The sequence below is a fragment of the Rouxiella sp. Mn2063 genome (genome assembly GCF_049319665.1).
In the GTDB taxonomy this organism is placed as follows: domain Bacteria; phylum Pseudomonadota; class Gammaproteobacteria; order Enterobacterales; family Enterobacteriaceae; genus JBMOUD01.
The window spans coordinates 71,350-89,117 of sequence record NZ_JBMOUD010000018.1; the positions used below are offsets into that span (position 1 = coordinate 71,350).

Genomic DNA, 17,768 nt, shown 5'->3' on the forward strand with positions numbered 1-17,768 from the left:
GAAAAAAGGAACTCAATGAGTTCCCTTTTCTATTTTTTAATTTCACGGCAATTTAAATTTTAGCCCTGCGGGGGCATCATATAGAGTAGACCTTTTCACTTCAGTTTCACAGCCTTTTTCCTTAATTGCCAATACATATGCCTGCCTTAAATTTTTTTCCATTCTTGGGTCAAACAACACTCTGTCTAACAACTTGGCTGGGTCAATGTCAAATTGGAAAACATCACTAATACTGGAATTGTCATCACCTGAATAAATTAAACGAATTTCTTTTTCGTGTTTGAATTCTGTTCGTTTATATAAAAGTGATTCAGCAATACCTGAACCATTGGTGTTTAATAAATCAATTGATTGAAGTTTTGTTAGAAGTTTATTTCTTTTAAGATAAGAAACTTTGCCTATAAAGCATTTTAAATTATGATGCTTTGGTTCTGCTTTTTGAAGTGCGGTTAATAATTTTCTTGGTGTGGTTGAAACTCTTACACCATCTTTATCATGGGAATATATCCGCCACATTGCATCAGTTTCACGGTGAAATGTCCAGCATTGACCATAAACGGAATCTTTTGCGGCAAATGATCCTGTTTCGCCGTCAGAAGTTTCAACGGCACAATTTAATAAAGCATTCTCAAATGGATCATCCCATTTTGTTGGCTTTACTAAGGTTAATTTTTTTTCTTCAAGTAATTGAAGAAAACGGTGTATTGGCATAATTCTATAAATAGGTTTATCCAATAAATCACTTGTTAAGTTGATATAATTGTTATAGCTCATTATTTTTGATATTTTATTCTGTTAGTTAGCAGGTTTACAATCGAGAATGGTGGGGTTGGCCATTTTAACAAGAATTTAAGAAATGATTCAACCCTGCCGGTTCAAAGATTTCAGGTCATATTCCCGATATTTGGGATTCTCATCTGGGTACTTTTCCCCTGAAACTTTTGACAGGTTTCGAGTTCCTTCGCCAAAAATTGGTTTCTTTTTAGAAAGTGGCACATTTACGGCATCTCAAACACGTGTATGAACGACAGATAGACATAGTGGGAGGAAGTATTGCTGTCAGCTTCTCGGAAGACACAAGGATCAGCATGCCACTAGAGTGGTTTTATAATCGAAATGGGTGTTCGTATTGAAAATTACGCTCCTTACACAAGCAATACAGCCGCAGTCCGTTTCTCAAAGGCATTGCGATAATCGCATTAATGGAGCTTGAGGTCTGCTTCTGGCACGAAGCGGACTAGTTATCTAAGCTGAAGGTCCGCTGCGAGTGATGAGCGGACATTCAGGGGCCAGATGACATTGACAGTAAGGCCAGTGTAGAGGCGCCGTTAGTCCGGTGCATCCGGTTACAGACCTATAAATCCTGCCATTCCATGGCCCTTCCCTGTGCGACTCAATTTTCACATTGATGAGCGCCACTTCAGTTCTGCAGCATCTTCTTCGGGGCCTGCCGAAATGCGAAAGGTAGTTTCAAGCCTAATCTTTATTTCCCTCTACATTTGTGTCATCCTGCTCCGGCACCAGTACGGGAAGACGGTTTCTGATGAATGAAGAGCGGCTGATAATATCAGGAAAATTGTCCTGATTTTCGTTAATTACCTGACTCACTGTCTCAGCTTCAGCCCTTGGCCAGGCGCTGAAAGTAAACTGCTGAGCATTAAGCCACGAACGCAATATCTCATCACTGGAAGTAAGATTGAACAGCGCTGCAATCGCCCGTCGTGAAGTTTTCCCTTCCGGTTCGGCAAAGTTAATAACATCATGAAAGTCATGAATGACTTTGAGCCTGTTATCTTTAAGCGTACCCACTTCCATAAGTACATCGTGGAGTTCTTTAAGTATTTCAGACCGCTGCACTTCATTAATACAAGACCATATTAACCTTACATTGTTAGGAGCTTTCAGCTGTACACCACCAATATTCCGATACCAGTCCGCGAAGAGGCTGATACCTGCCGTCATATTTACGTACTTTCCTGCTGATGCCATCCTTCGCAGAACGAGGCTTCTGTTACTTTCGATCGTTTTAAAGGCAATATAGAGCTGCTCTTTACTTGAAATGATGTCCTGGCTGATTGTATGAAGTTTCTTTTTAAATCTGTTGAGCAGATTTCTGGAGAAAATGTCCTCCAGAAATTCCACGCTTATTTTTGCTATATTTTTTTCATTTATGTTTCTGAGTAAGCCACGCTCGCGATTAACAATCGGACTCATGTAATCTACATCACTCAATTCAGACTTGAGTAACGGGTAATAGGTGTTAACGTAATCAACTGTATTGATTAAGCCTAGATGATTTTCGATAAATAAAATTTTTATGGCATCCTTTACATACGCTGACGACTGAGTGTCTTTCAGTGCATCCACTACAACATTGAAATCCCGAGCGTAGCGGAAATAGAAAGAAAGAAACTTAATGTAATTTAAATTATTTTCATAACCTTCAGCATAATTCGGTATTTCAGAGTAGTTTTTTATTGCTACCAGATGTGCGACCAAGTGAGCAGCAAATTCTTCAGGATAATTTTCGCTGATGATACTCTGTTTTTTTAAATTGGGTGTTATTTTACTATCATACCACTCAGGGTTGAAAATAACATAGCGAAGATCATTTATATTCTCATTGCTGCCGGAGTTGCGAAGTAATCCCAACTTGCTAACTATATTTTCAGGTAAGTTTGCATTTTCGTTATTAACTATATTTTCTACTGCCCTGCTTGATAGTGCGAAAAAGCGGATGACGTTAGGGTTGAAAATTCCGTGCGCCTCAGTCAGCAGTAAGTGGCGAAGCATGTTTTCCTGCTCTGCACCTATAAGTGAAATAGTACTGATACAGAGGTTGGGCAGATTTTCTCTTTCATTCAGCAGGTACATGGAGTAAAATTTACCGCTAACATCATTCTCAATCTGGTCCAGCAGGTTTGTTTTAAATATTGCAGAATAGAGGTCTGCCTCCTTAAGAAGCTCCCTGACGTAAACCTCATCATTTTCCGGCATTTTCTGCAGCTTATTCAGTTCTGCGACGACATAATTTTTCTGCCGGACCATGAAATCTTCAGTACCGAGGTAACCTTTTTCTTCTAAAAATTTGAGGCTTTGGGTGAAAGACTCACGAAAAATTTCCCGCTCAGATAATGCATAATTTGCGTTGAGCCTGGCAACGGCACCGGTTAGCTCTTCTTTGATTTTGATTAAAGTATCGTCGGAAAGTTTTATGACAGTTTCCATCCAGTCGTACATATTAAAGCGCCCGGCACAGCGCTGCCATGCATGAGAGAATCCATACATACCTGTCAGTTTCTCCAATGCAACAGCATCCCAGCTATTAACTGCTTCGGTAAGCGGCAAATCAAATAACTCTGTACGCGCAAGCTCCACCGATGCCTGGAAATGAATGCTCATCAGAAATTCACTCCATCGATTCGTATCATTCATAAAAAGACGATTTAACTGGGCTTTTGTTGCCTGCAACTTATCTTCATACTCATTGGGCTGCATGTTGATAGAGTCATTTTCGTCGAATCTCAGTAGCGCCATTACGTCAGATTCGTTGTAGCGTACGAAAACTACATAAAGTGCAAGTAGAACGTATTCCTCCGGAGCTTCTGCAGGCACTGTCATTAGAAGTATGTGGACGTCATTTACCAGTTTTTTTAAGAGTCTCGGCGTCATCCGGGGATACTCAGCAGTACGCCAGCGTTCCAGTATCTGCATGGTCTCCGCGCAGGAGAAATCAATCCGCTCATTCACGGTTTCTTTCCACATTTCACGGAACGTGTCCTGCCATCCGGCAGTGATCAAAGGTGGTACGGTAAAAGTAACGGGGATGCGTTTGGAGATAAACTCCCGGCCGGTATGGCCCTCTAGCAGAAGAGATTTTGCAACATGGCGAGCGGAATAAGGCACAATAATGCGGAACTGCCGGTGCGTTGTTCCCGCAATAAGCTCCATATCACTCCAGAGCTCTTTAACCTTGTCGGCGTTAATGCGGTCGAGGTTGTCAATAATGAGAATAAACTTTGCGTCAGCAGAAACAGATGAGCTACTGGTAAAACCTGCGAGCGCGTTCGTTAATTCAATAGTCCCTATTTCCCGGCTTATCAACCACTTTTCAGTAATACTATCGGTACTGTTTTGCTTGAAGAGATCACCCACAGTCGTGACGTCCTCTGAATTACTCCGAGGTTTTGCATTAAGTTTTTGGCTCACTAAAATCCATACTAAAAGCACGGCTGAGGTCAGCACCGCAACTATCTCAAGGGCTATTACTAAATCTGATATTGTTCCCGGATTTTTGGCATTGGCATTGATGTCAAAAATAAGATAGCTCATCACTTGCACAGAAAACAGACATAAAAGACCGAAGCTTGCGGCCCACCAACTTTTTAAATTTAGCTTCGGGCTTACTAAAAGCCATAATAAAAGCAGACCCGGTGAAAGCGCCGCAACTATTTCCAGAGAAATTACCAAACCTGAAATTGTGCCCGGGATTTTGACATTAGCATTGATGTCCAAGATAAGATATCTGACCATCTGCACTGAAAGTAGGCATAAAAGAATGAAGCTAACGGTCCACCAACTTAGTCTACTACTTACTCTTTTATCATACTTTACGATGTTTCACAGTGCTGTGTTTTTGAGTTTATCAAGGTTGTCCTTATTTGCCCCTTTACTTTCGCTCAGGCCATCGTGAATGACTTCGATGAGTGCTTTTTTCGTATTACCGTAATGATAAATCTCTGCATCAAAGTCTATAAAAGTGTATTCGGGAGACAGGGATTTTTTTAAAAAATGAATGATGGTCGATTTTCCGGATCCAAGCTCACCCTCCAGACCCAGAATATTAATTTCCTGTTCTTTAATTACCTCTGCCATCCTGTCTGCCACATTTTGGTGGCTGCCACCTTTGAACAGGTCGCTGTCTGCGGGCATTTCCTGCTGAAGTTTAAGTGCCACGTGCTCTCCTTGTGCTTCACATTGTTGCTGGGGGGATGACCTAAGGTCAGTGAAAATAGGCATTCATCAGAATCGCTCACGTTTTCATCATAATGCTAATGATAAGAATATTCCTAGTGCCTTTTGAAGCTATGGCAGCATTTCCTTATTGTTAAATCCCGCAGATCCGAAAAGGGTAAACTCGGATCTGTACTGATTAATCGCGTGGACGTGTGAAGGAGGTACGCCAAGGAGGAATTGCAATCAAAAGGTAGGAGGCATTGGAAGGTCCGCTTTTGGCGCAAACCTGCCTTGCAAAACCTTGAGCTCGCAACGAGTTAAAAGTGGGCGTTAATTTTACGGCGATGACATTTCAGAAACCCCTGACCTGTAACCAACTGCAAATATCCTCGTTGAAAATTGCGTTAATTGTGGCGGGAGTTTTCTTAACAACTAATTAGCAATTAAAGCTAAAGGTCGAAACAAAAATAGGTGTTTATTGGAACAGTGCCGGTGAATAAATCAGATTGGTCATCAGCCTCTGTTTATTGACGGCATTATCTTACTATCCGATGTAGAACCTGACCTGATGAGGGGTAAGCCCATGAAAGACTTAGTTAATGATATCATCTCCATATTCTACCCCAAGACGGTTACGCCTGTTTTAGTTCGCACAGGATTATCGCATCGTGAAATAGCGTCCCTCCAAGCCGTCGGCGTGACAACGGTTTCTTGGGCAACGTCCATGGAAGAGCTCAATAACGCATTTGTTAAAAAGGCGTTAGACGCGGGCGCTGCCGGTTATCACATTACTAATGTGGAATCGCACAAGCCGGGTAAGGAAGATCAATACGTCATGGCCGCCACCGCGACCTTCTATCACATCAATTCTAAAGCGGCTTATGGCTAATGCTTCAGAACAGTCATGACGGAATTAAAAATGCCGCATTCCAGAAAGGGAATACGGCATTTTTTAATGGGTATAACCCACCTTTTTCCAAAACCCTCAATCAGGGTGACGCTGATTCGCACCGCAGGCACCGTTGACGTAATCAATAAAGTTTATGCCAGCTCCTGAATTTTATTTCTGATAGCAGGGATAACCTCAGAGGCATCAGAGACAATAATCGGGTCAAGCAAATGCTTGGAATGTATAAAGCCCTCGTTCTGCATATGTTTTAAAAGAAGAATGAGCGGGTCCCAAAATCCATTGATATTAAGCAAAACAACCGGCTTTTTATGCCGACCGAGCTGTGCCCAGGTCATAATTTCGATGATTTCTTCAAGAGTGCCGATTCCACCCGGCATGGCAATAAAAGCATCGGATCTTTCAAACATTTGATGTTTGCGCTCATGCATTGTCTGCGTAATGGTAAGATCTTTAAATATTTCTAAGGCTTTGCTGGTGGTTTCAAAATTTGTTAGAAATTCTGGAATGATAGCCGCGACGTCACCTCCCTCATTAAGGGAAGCATACGCAAGTGCGCCCATAAGGCCAGTGGTTCCGCCACCATAAACCAGCTTAATCCCCGCCTCGGCAATGGCTTTACCTAGCTTGGCACCTTGTGCGGTATAAATCTCATCGTTGCCAGATGAAGAGCCACAATAAACGCAGACAGCGTTAAGTTGATCATTTTTATAAGTCATATTTTCTCCTGATATCTATTAATTAGCGCTAATGCTCGCCTTACTAATAAATTTTAATAGCTCGCTAGCCGCTTTACTCAGCGTGTTTTTTTTCAACCACGTTGCATGTATTGGAATATTTAAGCCATTAACACTGTTTTCGAAACTAGGCATCATTAATTTTTCTGCGAGCAAGTAGGGGGCTACCGCCGAATAGGACAAGTTTCCCCAGCCATTACCTTCTTCAATCAGTTTTAAAGCAATGGGTAAAGAATCTGCAAACCATACCGACTCAGCCAGAACCACTCTTTTGTCGGGGACGGGCATCCTGTTGCTGGCAACAACAATTTGTCTAAGACCAGACAAAAGATTGAGGTTTTTAAGCTCTTTTTTATTTTTTTGAAAATAAGCAGCCGAAACGACGACCACTAACTTATCGTTAGAGATCAGGCTAAAATTTTCATCGCGATCATATTCGAACTCGGTAAAGGAGACAGACATTTCAATCTCACCACGATGCATCATTTCTTTTATTTCTTGATGGGGTTTGTGGATAACATTGATTTCAAGTAAAGGATATTTATTAGCGAGTTGGGTTACACCCGTCATAATAGCCGATATATCCACATCAGCAGCAACGCCGATTTTTAATGACGTATTTATCCCACCGCCTATTTCGATAATGCGATTATTAATTTGGTCCATTTTTGACAAAACAATGCGGGCATAAGGTTCTATCGCCAGCGCTGCCTCCGTTGGGCGCAGGCCGCTGCTGCTGCGTTCAAAAAGGGTAAGATTTGTTTCAGCTTCAATATGCGCAATAGCCATGCTCACTGCTGAGGGCACTCGGTTCAGCGAACGAGCGGCGGAAGAGAATGACCCCTTTTCGATGATTTTTATAATCAGTTCAAGATGTTCACTGGTAATTTTCATGATTTTTTCATTGTTATTGACACGGATTAAACTCTTTATGTTTGTATCAAATCACGATGCTTCTAAAATTTTCAGAAAGCAAGGCTAAACGTCTTGAAAATTATAAATATTAGTTAAAATGAAAATAGCATTGCAAGACCAAACTCTGTTGGTGAAAGAGTGGCAATGCAACGCTATTTTAAAATAGACGTTGATGGCTTAGGATATATAATTAATGCTTATTGGATTGAGTTATATTTAAATTCATATTTTTATTTTCATCCTGTTTAACAGTTATTCTGTCTTTGTTAATGTCCGCATATATATTTTTAATAAAATCAAGGCAGAGACAGCAACATATCGAGCAGAGGCTTCGAGAAAACCGCTTCGCTGCCAAGTATGACTTTTGGCTTGGTTTTATCCATATTATTAGAAGGGGAGTAAATATTTCTTGTGTCACAAATAGTCTGCCCTTTGCCTGGACCTTCCGTACAATCTACCGTGATATCGCAATGCAACGTGCGGCAATTGTTAGCGCCTTCAACCGCTATCATGGCTGCAACGGGGTCATGCAGCGCGGCACATTTTCGGCCATAGATGTTTTGATAAAAATCTACGTATTTAAGGAGCATTTTTCCTAACGTTTGGCTGCTGACACTGGACGAGTCGATCAGTTTTTTGATGTCTGACTCTTCAAATGTTTGTGACATGGTTAAATCAAGCGGTACCAGCGTAATGTTTTTATAGTGTCTAATCACCTTCTCGGCGGCATCAGGATCGCCTGCAATATTGGCTTCTGCAACCGGTGTGACATTACCGGGGGCCATGGCTGCGCCACCCATGATGGTTAAACTTCTTAATAGGTTAGGTAGCTCAGGCTCAATGTCTAGCGCAATAGCAAGGTTTGTTAAGGGGCCGATAGCCAGAACATTCATCTCTTTTGGATGCTTATGGGCTAGGGATACAAGAAGTTCGGCAGCAGATAGTGGAACAATCTCTGATTTTGAATGTTCAACAGAGACATCGCCAATGCCATTTTTGCCGTGAATATGCGCAACGAGACATTCATATTTTTTATACAAATAATCGCTAGAGCCTTTAGCAACGGGAGTATCATTAATACCAAACAGGCTCAGCAAGTTAGCACTATTCCTTGCCCCTTCTTCAGCACTAATATTCCCGCAAACCGATCCTATTCCAAGCAGTTCAACCGTTTGACGATTAGCAGCCAAATAGGCAAGCGCTAAAGCATCATCAATCCCTGTGTCACAATCAACATAGAACTTCATAAACAAACCTCATTTTGTATGAATTTAATTTTATGCATAAATAAAAAATTAATTCCACAAATTATTTAACACTGCGATCTGATGTGCTTACAATAAATATGAAAGCCGCTATCAAATTTTAAGATATCAATATCTAATGTTAACCTTTTCTTATTTGTTTAGGGTTTATAAATTATTTCAATTTGAATTATTTCTTAATAAGATTAAAAGAATATGCATGAAAAGTAATTGCTATGGTTTGTTTGTATATTAAATATGAATTTAGAATATAGATATTTAATATAATTAAATAAAATGATTGAGAATAAATAGACAAAAATAACCGCAGTTGTGCCAAGGCGGTAAGCGAATTTATCCAGATGAATTGGACTTAGGTCAGTGATTTGTCGCTGCTTGCAGCAGGCTCAATGGATAGGGCGAATAACTCTGCCAACACAGAGGTAATATTAGGCATAAATAGTATAAAGTTATTCCTGGAAATGCCGATAACTAATCACAGCTTATGTCATAAGCTTTGAGCAATTCCTTTTCTATCGTATTTTTTAGGAGAATCAAATGGATGTATCACAAATCACTTCAACAGCCAGCGGCCTCGATAATCTGGATCTCGGTAGTAAGGTAAACACCATCCTGCTAAAAAAGACGCTGGATAACCAACAAGAAACCATCGCCAGCATCATTAACTCAGTCCCAGCGTTACCTTCCAACCCGGCAATTGGGCGCAATATTAATATTACGGTTTGAGTTGATGATATGTAGGTGGCTGGTGGGGGGATTGTCTGCTTTGAGCGAGAATCGGACGATGCAGGAAAATATAAAAAATAAATCCCTTAAAAAGGTAGCGTTACTAACCGTCCAAAATAATATAAAGTTTATTAAATAGTTTAATACCCTTATCGTAACCTTGAAAGGAACTGGTAATGCTAGAAATAAATAAAAATGAGTGGGTGATAAATGCTCAAAAAGCAATTGTTAAAGAGTTATCAGATAGCTTTCAAAACCAGCAGCAAGACTCATGGAGTGAAAACTATATAACAACTAGGATGTTGATAGCACTTCTAAGTTTTGGTCAAGATATTAAATGGACTTCCATGTCTCAGAGAATAAAATGGGATTCATTTAAATTAAAAGGTGCGAAAGAAACTGCACTTGGTGATATCGCGTTTTTTATAAAAATAATGCTAACATCTGAATTGTATTTAGAGGGGGTTGTCTTTTATGAGGCTAAAAGGCAATACTACAATGAAAAATATGATCCACTAGGATTTAATTCAATTAAACTAGATCAGTTAATTAGAATTCAAGAGGTTACAAACGCAAGTAATATTCTGTTATACGATGTGGATATTAAAAGAGAGAGTGCTGGAGCTTTTTCCTTACCTACAGTTTTCGTTGAGAAGTTAATAAGTGAAGCACCATTAGCTGTACCGGGTCGTATATTGACCCATTATGGCAATCCTTGGGTGAAATCATTGTCTGAAAATCTTTCCGGCTTTGGCCTCGATTATTCACCAGATGCGGTGAATAAGATGAAGGAAATTATAAAATCGTCAGAACAACCATTACATATTATTAATGCTAGCACGAGTATGCTAGGTATAATCGATCCTGAATTGGACAGCAGCTTTATTCCAATGGATAGCTATGAAAATCTGATCTCTCCTCCATCGCCAGATCCAACCATCTCACGTTCCAAGAAAAATAGGATGGGTTAAATATTGAATGTTTCCCTCTTTAAAAAGCATTAACTGAGGGGAATTTTTCGTTCGATGTCCGCTTCTGGCACAAAGCGGACAGTCATACCTGCTTAAGTCACTGGCTTAGCGTAGGATATTTTCCGTTTTCCAAGAAGCCCCCCAATATGGCGCGCGGAGAGTCTCCGAAATAGCGCCCGCGGGGATGCCCATTCTGCAGAGCCTGAATATACAAAAAAGCTGCATTCACGGCTTATCAACTACGGCCCGAGATCACACAGGACTGGACATGACAATCAGAGCGTCAGAACCGTTCTGCTAGTTTTCCCGTGGCGTCGATTGCAGGCTGCAAGCTTCTGATTAACTCCTTCAGGTCATACATACTCTTGCATAATGAAGTCTCTGGCTGGCTTGAATTTACAAAAGGGTTCGGGTTTTGAGAGTGTGACATCTGGTTTTTCATATTTGTCATGCTTTTGACAGCCATGAACCAGGTACTGTCGTTAATCAGATTAAGGATGAAGGTCATCTCTGTGTTCAGATTAAGTCGCGAATCCATCAAACGAGTTATTTCTTCATTTATACGAGTATTTTCATTATAAAAGTACCCGAACCAGTCTGCATATATCATCTGTGGGCTTACCTGAATGATTAATGGAGCGGTATTGGTGAATGGGGCAATACCCGTAAACGCTTTATAAAAATCATCCGCCGCTGAATCATAGCTCAGGGTAGGGGATACACCGCGCATATGGTCCTCAAAACTCTTCTTAATCCGTGTCAGGATAAAATTAACAAACACCGCACTGGTTTTCTTTTCTGCAAAAACTGGAGGGTGAATACAAAACATATAAAAAATGTAGCTGGCGATCACAGAGCCAAGAACGCTCTCCACTACCGGGCTGACCGAAGACATAAAGCGCAGCGGAGCGGCGATACCGTTCAGAACCAATACCTTGATCAACAGTACAGCTAGACTGCCGAGGCCGATCCAGTGATAAAGCGCATCTGCAGAACTGAGGAATCGCCATATCTTTATGCACCTACCAGGCTTTGTTTTTCTCATATTATTCATTTTATACTCCCATAAAGAGTACCCAGATTACTGCCCTTCGGGATAAAACAACTTCGCCCGTGTGGCCAATCGGTATACAGGGTCTGAAGCCCAACCGTGCGAAACTGTACGCTAAGTATTTTTTTTGATCAGGCTGGGCGAGTAGAGAAAACGAGGGTCTTCCCGTTGATACACGTAGCCATGCGGTTTTCAGCACTAATAAATTCGGTAACCAAGTCAACGTAAGCCTGACCAATAATTCCAAGAGATTATAGACTTAAAATGCTCCTAACGTACGTTTTCGTTCCAATAGGCTTCAACCCCCGCAGACATCGTAATTATTGGCGGTTTAATACTTCTCGTGGTTCATGGGCGCGCGTAGGTGTCGAGCTTCGCTGGCGTAGCTTTTTGCTCGATGCACGTCGTCTTCCATAGCTTCGATGGCCTGTTGAGCCTCCGGCTCGGTCAGAGACTTTTCGACCTGGCTTACCAAGCCCCACAAGGTCCACGCGGCAATTAGCACCAAGTCTTGAAATTGCTCGTCAATATAGGCGTTACCGACTTCTTTGTTACGTTTGACGCCGTGCCAGCCAGGTTTTTTCATGAACAAAGGTGTGCTGTCTGGGCCAAACGAAAGTATATAGCCATGCACAAGACTGTTCCTATACTCGTTCAGGTCTACGGCCGCGTCTGCCGCAACCTTGAGAATGGTATTGCATTTAGCTTGTTGGGATTACCGTCACCCAAGCACTTGAACTGGGTCTCGCTGTTCATTTTTTCGGTAAATGGCCGCACGCCGTTGACATCAGTCTCGGTAAGGGTCCAAAGAGCACGTTCGAGCATCGTCACAAACAAGCCGTAAGCCACGATGAACGAGCCAATCAGCATGAGATGGTTTGGCCTTAGACCTAGCATCAACAGTCTAGCTTGCACGTCGAGCGATTTTTCGGGGTAGCTGTATGGCGGTATGCTGCTCCTTTTGTGTTTTTGTGCGTGGGCTTAACAATACCGGCGTCGTGGCTGACAGCGCAAGCTTTTCAAAGTTAGGGAAAATGCATGAAATAGCACCATTGCCGCCGTGGCTGCCAGTGGAAGATCGTACGGTACAGGTCTACCCCAGCGAGTCTGTGTAGGGGGGGGAGGGCCAACCGTACGGAAACGTAAGTTAAGAACGTAATCTTATGATTTCATATCTATAAACTTGTAGCGTGAACAGTCGCGTTTACATTAGTTTTTTACCGGGTTTATTAACACCTGAAATGCCGAAAACCACATGGCTACTGGCGTTAACGAAAAGAGTAAACAAAACCCTTATTTGCCTGTTACTAGCGTTCACGCAAGGAAAAGCTGAAATAGCTGGCATAGGTCGCCAGAACCGCGTTATGAGAAGTTTTGCCGGGTAACAATAAATGCCTTTGAGAGGCTTGAGCGGAGTGCGGTGAAAGTCGCACGCTCCGTTCTTAGCAGAGCACAGTCACGCAACTGGCTGTGCTTATCCGACTATAGGTTGTTTTGTCTCACATGTGGATTTTATCAAGAATCCTATCGACACATGCTTGAGCATCTCGAGTGATTTTTCTGTCCATCGTGAGATCACCTATCTCATTAATAGACTCAACGACCATGCTGCCCATTATTAACTCGAATAATTCATCCTGTGAGTTGACTTCAGAAATCATTTCCTCGTTAAAGAACCGTTCCATTACAATATCAATACTATCACTCATATCCTCTCCCACGACCTTACCATTAAAGTTTCCAAGGAATAACCGGAGATAGAGTGACGCAGTGATCGAATCAAGATCATCACCAAGAGAATTAGATATATTAATAAAATGACTAACCACATTCCTATCTCGCCCATTCTTACCGACAACTAAATGCTCTGTCAAACCTTCAGATAATATAAAGTTCACTTGGTTTTCATTAACATATCGGTCATTCATCTCAAGCCTAAGAACAGCCAATGCATAAATTATAGACTCTAGCGTGGTTACATCATTTTTAAGACCATGGATGTTGTTTTTATCTACATATTCATTTCTTATGTAGATAATTGTTTTAGATAAAAAAACATTTACCTCATGTCTAACAAATTCACCAGCCGTTTTGTTTTTTTCGTCATCAAAAAAACCAAAAAAAGAATCAACCCCTTTACTAACACGCACTCCATTAATAAAACCATCATTAGGAAGGGTTCTATATAGTGATGTTTTTTTCGACGGCGCTGGTCCTAGTGTTGGTACTGGTGTTGGCACTCGTGTTGGCACTGGTGTTGGTACTGGTGTTGGTGCTATTTGAGATTCCACTGAAAATTTACTTAAAATAAAATCATTAAGCTTGTTAAAAAGATTATTCAAATCTTTATATGACGGCTGAGTTGTATTTATTAACTCAATATCATTTAAATAAACAGAAACAGAAATTACTTTTTTCTCAACAAAGAAAATAGTTTTATCATTAAACGTGAAAGATAAAGGTTTCGCCATTTGCCCTTTGGCGTAAACACCATTATTGGTAATAACCAACCCATTTTTTGCGCTACCAAAAACAGTGTCGTCAACTATTATCAATATATCACTAGATGATAGGTCAGGGCAAAAGGAGTTAATTGCGTTAATTATCTTACTTTTAGGTATATTCGGTTTTATATAAAAATTATCCGCATTAACCAAACTAGAACCAATAAAATCCAAAATATTCACTTATTTCTCCTGTAGCATACTAATCTACTAATACCCAACTAAAACCAAGGGGATCCTAGCATATTTGGACGCCTCCTCATTTACTTTTCTCTCCCCTAATAGATTGGATTTTTAAACTATGAGGGGGCCGCTTGGAATTCTGAAATTATCCTACGTTAATAAAACCAGCATGCGGAGTAAAAAAACACCCGATCAATGGAATTCGGTGGTTCGAGTGTAACCATCGTTTGAACCACGTCGTTTTTAGCAGCCACCTGCCTGTTTTGCCCCGTAGGTTGCTTGGTCAACGGTGTATTTGTCTCCGGCACTTGAGGAAAGTTGATTAATGAGGCCTTTGCACGAGAAGCCCATCATACTGAGATACTGCTTCGCAGATTTCACCGCCTCCTGGTTCCAATCAATGTTCAGGCTGTCCACTGCTACCGTTGCGTCAGAAATCTCGTAACCATCCCCTGCATCCGATGAGAGTTGATCAATAAGCCCGTTCCGTGAGAAGCCCGCCATACTGAGATACTGCTCTGCAGATCTAACGGCATTATTTTGAGGCCCAGTCAAATCTCCCGCCCATGTGGGCGCTGCGACAAACAAAGCGGCAGTCAGTACTATCTTCAAAAAATCCATTGAAATATCTCCATAATCCATAAGGCGCCTCTTACGCCCTCGAAGCCCTTGCCTCGCGGTGCAACTTTACAGGGGCCGCGTGTAAAAGGCGAATAGGGCTGTTTTTAAGCATCGGTGTTTAGCAACTGCTTGAATTGACGCTGCTGTGTCGTTTCTGCGTCCGAAACCGAACGATTACCGTACACCACTCTGTCTGTATGTCCGAAAGTGAGTACAACTACAAATGGATAGCCTGATAGTTCCGTACATCCCTTACTGTCAGGGGTTTCCGCTCAATGGGACGAAATCACCCGCTAAGCTTAAACCGCTTAACGTAGGATAATTTCAGAATTCCAAGCTGCCCCCATTTAGTACGGCATCAATTAATTTTTGTTATGCTCTTCCGGAAATACTGTGGTCTAAATAAAATGATGAGCACAAAAATTCAAGATTTTCATATGACAGAGCTTGCTCTATTGAGCCATTTTCTGGGTGGAACTTAATCCTCGATACGGGAGCCGAAACTGCCAAAGGAAAGAGCATCTGTGTCTGTTTATAGGTTTGAAAAAGGTTACTCACTGCCTGAACCATGAGCGGATCGTCAGAATTTTCGGCATCCGACAACAGAACCAGGGAAGCCAAAATTTTTCCTGTGTTGTCCCATAGCCCAGCAATATACACTTGCTTAAGTGATAAATGGGCTTCAAGTGGGGAGATAGGTGACTGAACGGGATAGGTGGTTAATGTTGAATCTCCACTGTAAACACATAGAAATATCGACATTGCTTGCATTCTAATTTCCTTATATTCATCCAAATGAAAGTCCCGAGAAATCAAATTTTTTACTATTTTAGGTTCTCTGACTTGTGTTTTAAGGGAAGTGTAAATTTGTATCGGCTATAGAGGGGGAAACTTTAGGTATTTCTACCTTTAGGCTCCATCAATTATCCTGCTTCCAGGACCTAACACTGATGCCGTCGTTTATCCCAGTTGCTGATGTGGCTAAGATGCGCATAGCGCATGAAGGCGACAAATAGTGTCACATATGATACCTCAGCTTATAGTCGCCGGTGACGCGGCGCAGCCGCCCAGGTTTGATAGATATTACCGATGCCCCCCCTCGCTCTGCCAGACCATTCCCGCTCACAGCAATGAAACGTCAAGGTAGGGTTCAGTTTGGAGATCGGAAATTTTGTACGTTAAGCACATTATTCAAGCAAACTAGATACGTAATGGATTGATTTAGCGTCAGTGGCTATCGTTTTTATGTTATCGCTCTACTTTTATCGCATTTAGGTTATCCGATTAAGGCCAAATCCCCTGAAAACGCTGTATAGCGCGGTAGTACACCATACTGCGACAACGTAGCCTGTTCACATAACAGGCTTACCGTACAATAATTATCTACATCCAAACTGACCCCTACTTCAACCATCAAAAGAAGACGCTTGTTTGTAATGGTCTAATCATTTCGGACACTTTGTTAGAGATATAATGAGCAACGCTAACGAGGTGAGAATGCGAAGAAAAACGTTTACCCATGAGTTCAAGCAGGAATGTATCAATTTGGTTCTGCAGCATAAGTACCCGGTGACTGTAGTGGTCAACAAAAACTGGCCACAGCTTTAGAGTTTTTCCAGAACAATCGTTCTGATTCATTCGGCGTCAAACCACCATTATATTGATGAGGTCTGAGTTGGCTGTAATATCCTGTGATGTAATTCGTTATTGCCGTGCTGGCTTCGCTAAAATTCGCGTAGCCATTATCCGGTAGCCACTCTGTTTTCAGGCTTCTGAAGAACCGTTCCATTGGACTGTTATCCCAGCAATTTTCCCGGCGACTCAGGCTTTGCTTTATCTGATATCTCCACAGTAACTGTCTGAAATTCCTGCTGGTATAGTGACTGCCTTGATCCGAGTGATGCAGTAAATTAGCCGGTTTTCCCCGTGCTTCCCAGGCCATCGACAGGGCTTTACCTGTCAGTGCGGAATCAGGGAAAAATGACATCGCCCAGCCAACCGGTTTACGGGAAAACAAATCGAGGACAACAGCCAGATAAGCCCAGCGTTTTCCCGTCCAGATATAAGTCACATCACCGCACCAGACCTGATTAGGCTCTGTAACAGCAAACTGGCGATCCAGATAATTAGGGAACTCAATGTGTTCCTTAGACGCCTTCTTATAACGATGGCCAGGTTGCTGACAGCTGATAATATTGAGCGTTTTCATCAGCTTTTTTGCCCGCCAGCGGCTCAGTTTTATACCTTTGGTGGTGACCATTGCGGCAATGCTTCGCGCTCCTGCTGAACCGTTACTTTCGCGATAAACTTCACGCACAAGGCTCAGTAATGCCACTCTCGTGGCGTCAGGCTTCCTGGGCTGCCGCCAGTATTTATAACTGCTGCGATGAACCCCAAACACGTTGCACACAACGGCAACAGGAAACCGCGCCCTGAGTTTCTCAACTAATGAGAATTGTTCAGGGAGTCTGACATCAAGAGCGCGGTAGCCTTTTTAATATATTCCTTTACATTTCAACGCGTTGAAGTCTTTTCTTCAACTCACGTATCTCAATCTGCTCAGGTGTCATGGGCGAAGCTATGGGTGATTTTCCCGCTCGTTCTTCTTTCAGTTGTCGAACCCATTTATCCATCGTGGATTTGCCGACGTTCATCGCAGTGGCAGCGGCGGCAACGGTGTAATGCTGATCGAGTACAAGCTGGGCAGCCTCGAGGCGAAACTCGGGGCTAAAATTGCGTCTGTTACGTCCTGTCATAATGTCACCTGTTTTGACTATGAGGTGATGATATCACCTCTATTCAGGTGGCCAAATTCAGTAAACCACTACAAAGCGAGATATTTAGGTGGGAACCATTGTAAGTACCCCGTCAAAACGGTCCATTCACTTTTAGAGATCTTCCGACATACTGATTATGTCCCCTGAGGAGATCG

Annotated in this window: 14 protein-coding genes and 1 pseudogene; 3 read left to right on the plus strand and 12 right to left on the minus strand. The window is 42.0% G+C overall.

The window, feature by feature from the left end:
* Nucleotides 1–42 precede the first annotated feature (42 nt).
* The 3 genes from ACL9RG_RS20135 to ACL9RG_RS20145 all read right to left on the minus strand — a co-directional run bounded on the left by ACL9RG_RS20135 (nucleotide 43) and on the right by ACL9RG_RS20145 (nucleotide 4,956).
* Entirely contained in the window at nucleotides 43–735 is a 693-nt protein-coding gene (locus tag ACL9RG_RS20135; protein ID WP_422794425.1) for a DUF2971 domain-containing protein, read from the minus strand.
* Between the two features lie 741 nt (nucleotides 736–1,476).
* The gene (locus tag ACL9RG_RS20140; protein WP_422794426.1) at nucleotides 1,477–4,515 is read right to left on the minus strand and encodes a P-loop NTPase fold protein; all 3,039 of its coding nucleotides are present in this window, start codon (nucleotides 4,513–4,515) and stop codon (nucleotides 1,477–1,479) included.
* A 105-nt stretch (nucleotides 4,516–4,620) separates the two neighbouring features.
* Complete coding sequence (locus ACL9RG_RS20145; RefSeq protein ID WP_422794427.1) at nucleotides 4,621–4,956, minus strand: P-loop NTPase fold protein; 336 nt, start codon at nucleotides 4,954–4,956, stop codon at nucleotides 4,621–4,623.
* 583 nt (nucleotides 4,957–5,539) lie between these two features.
* Between ACL9RG_RS20145 and ACL9RG_RS20150 the strand changes: the two genes are divergently transcribed.
* Entirely contained in the window at nucleotides 5,540–5,845 is a 306-nt protein-coding gene (locus ACL9RG_RS20150) for a DUF1471 domain-containing protein (RefSeq protein ID WP_422794428.1), read from the plus strand.
* 152 nt (nucleotides 5,846–5,997) lie between these two features.
* On the opposite strand, the gene ACL9RG_RS20155 is transcribed toward ACL9RG_RS20150, so the two are convergent.
* From ACL9RG_RS20155 to ACL9RG_RS20165, 3 genes are all read right to left on the minus strand, one after another.
* Nucleotides 5,998–6,582 (minus strand): TIGR00730 family Rossman fold protein, encoded by a 585-nt coding sequence (locus ACL9RG_RS20155; protein ID WP_422794429.1) that lies wholly within the window; start codon nucleotides 6,580–6,582, stop codon nucleotides 5,998–6,000.
* Between the two features lie 18 nt (nucleotides 6,583–6,600).
* Nucleotides 6,601–7,494 (minus strand): LysR family transcriptional regulator, encoded by an 894-nt coding sequence (locus ACL9RG_RS20160; RefSeq protein ID WP_422794430.1) that lies wholly within the window; start codon nucleotides 7,492–7,494, stop codon nucleotides 6,601–6,603.
* A gap of 317 nt (nucleotides 7,495–7,811) precedes the next feature.
* Complete coding sequence (locus ACL9RG_RS20165) at nucleotides 7,812–8,762, minus strand: nucleoside hydrolase (RefSeq protein WP_422794431.1); 951 nt, start codon at nucleotides 8,760–8,762, stop codon at nucleotides 7,812–7,814.
* A 555-nt stretch (nucleotides 8,763–9,317) separates the two neighbouring features.
* On the opposite strand from ACL9RG_RS20165, the gene ACL9RG_RS20170 reads away from it, so the two are divergent.
* Both ACL9RG_RS20170 and ACL9RG_RS20175 read left to right on the plus strand, forming a co-directional pair.
* On the plus strand, nucleotides 9,318–9,506 hold the full coding sequence (locus tag ACL9RG_RS20170) for a YjfB family protein (protein ID WP_422794432.1): 189 nt from the start codon (nucleotides 9,318–9,320) through the stop codon (nucleotides 9,504–9,506).
* A gap of 176 nt (nucleotides 9,507–9,682) precedes the next feature.
* Entirely contained in the window at nucleotides 9,683–10,477 is a 795-nt protein-coding gene (locus ACL9RG_RS20175) for a hypothetical protein (protein WP_422794433.1), read from the plus strand.
* Nucleotides 10,478–10,760: 283 nt separating this feature from the next.
* Here the strand turns inward: ACL9RG_RS20175 and ACL9RG_RS20180 are convergent, their stop codons facing one another.
* The 6 genes and pseudogenes from ACL9RG_RS20180 to ACL9RG_RS20205 all read right to left on the minus strand — a co-directional run bounded on the left by ACL9RG_RS20180 (nucleotide 10,761) and on the right by ACL9RG_RS20205 (nucleotide 17,592).
* Nucleotides 10,761–11,531, minus strand: a complete 771-nt coding sequence (locus ACL9RG_RS20180; protein WP_422794434.1) for a hypothetical protein — start codon at nucleotides 11,529–11,531, stop codon at nucleotides 10,761–10,763.
* Between the two features lie 328 nt (nucleotides 11,532–11,859).
* On the minus strand, nucleotides 11,860–12,162 hold the full coding sequence (locus tag ACL9RG_RS20185; protein ID WP_422794435.1) for a hypothetical protein: 303 nt from the start codon (nucleotides 12,160–12,162) through the stop codon (nucleotides 11,860–11,862).
* Between the two features lie 865 nt (nucleotides 12,163–13,027).
* On the minus strand, nucleotides 13,028–14,215 hold the full coding sequence (locus tag ACL9RG_RS20190) for a hypothetical protein (protein ID WP_422794436.1): 1,188 nt from the start codon (nucleotides 14,213–14,215) through the stop codon (nucleotides 13,028–13,030).
* A gap of 243 nt (nucleotides 14,216–14,458) precedes the next feature.
* A complete protein-coding gene (locus ACL9RG_RS20195; protein WP_422794437.1) occupies nucleotides 14,459–14,857 on the minus strand; it encodes an Ltp family lipoprotein in 399 nt (132 codons plus the stop codon).
* Nucleotides 14,858–15,208: 351 nt separating this feature from the next.
* Nucleotides 15,209–15,607: a negative control protein of sporulation gene (locus tag ACL9RG_RS20200; RefSeq protein ID WP_422794438.1), complete on the minus strand. Its 399-nt coding sequence runs from the start codon at nucleotides 15,605–15,607 to the stop codon at nucleotides 15,209–15,211.
* Between the two features lie 811 nt (nucleotides 15,608–16,418).
* Nucleotides 16,419–17,592 (minus strand): annotated as a pseudogene (locus tag ACL9RG_RS20205) (IS3 family transposase).
* Nucleotides 17,593–17,768 lie beyond the last annotated feature (176 nt).

What these genes read in the sequence shown, in the direction of transcription:
- ACL9RG_RS20160 (WP_422794430.1), bottom strand. Translation starts at nt 7,494, where the DNA reads ATGAAAATTACCAGTGAACATCTTGAACTGATTATAAAAATCATCGAA.
- ACL9RG_RS20165 (WP_422794431.1), bottom strand. Translation starts at nt 8,762, where the DNA reads ATGAAGTTCTATGTTGATTGTGACACAGGGATTGATGATGCTTTAGCG.
- ACL9RG_RS20150 (WP_422794428.1), top strand. Translation starts at nt 5,540, where the DNA reads ATGAAAGACTTAGTTAATGATATCATCTCCATATTCTACCCCAAGACG.
- ACL9RG_RS20200 (WP_422794438.1), bottom strand. Translation starts at nt 15,607, where the DNA reads ATGCAAGCAATGTCGATATTTCTATGTGTTTACAGTGGAGATTCAACA.
- ACL9RG_RS20155 (WP_422794429.1), bottom strand. Translation starts at nt 6,582, where the DNA reads ATGACTTATAAAAATGATCAACTTAACGCTGTCTGCGTTTATTGTGGC.
- ACL9RG_RS20180 (WP_422794434.1), bottom strand. Translation starts at nt 11,531, where the DNA reads ATGAATAATATGAGAAAAACAAAGCCTGGTAGGTGCATAAAGATATGG.
- ACL9RG_RS20195 (WP_422794437.1), bottom strand. Translation starts at nt 14,857, where the DNA reads ATGGATTATGGAGATATTTCAATGGATTTTTTGAAGATAGTACTGACT.
- ACL9RG_RS20170 (WP_422794432.1), top strand. Translation starts at nt 9,318, where the DNA reads ATGGATGTATCACAAATCACTTCAACAGCCAGCGGCCTCGATAATCTG.
- ACL9RG_RS20175 (WP_422794433.1), top strand. Translation starts at nt 9,683, where the DNA reads ATGCTAGAAATAAATAAAAATGAGTGGGTGATAAATGCTCAAAAAGCA.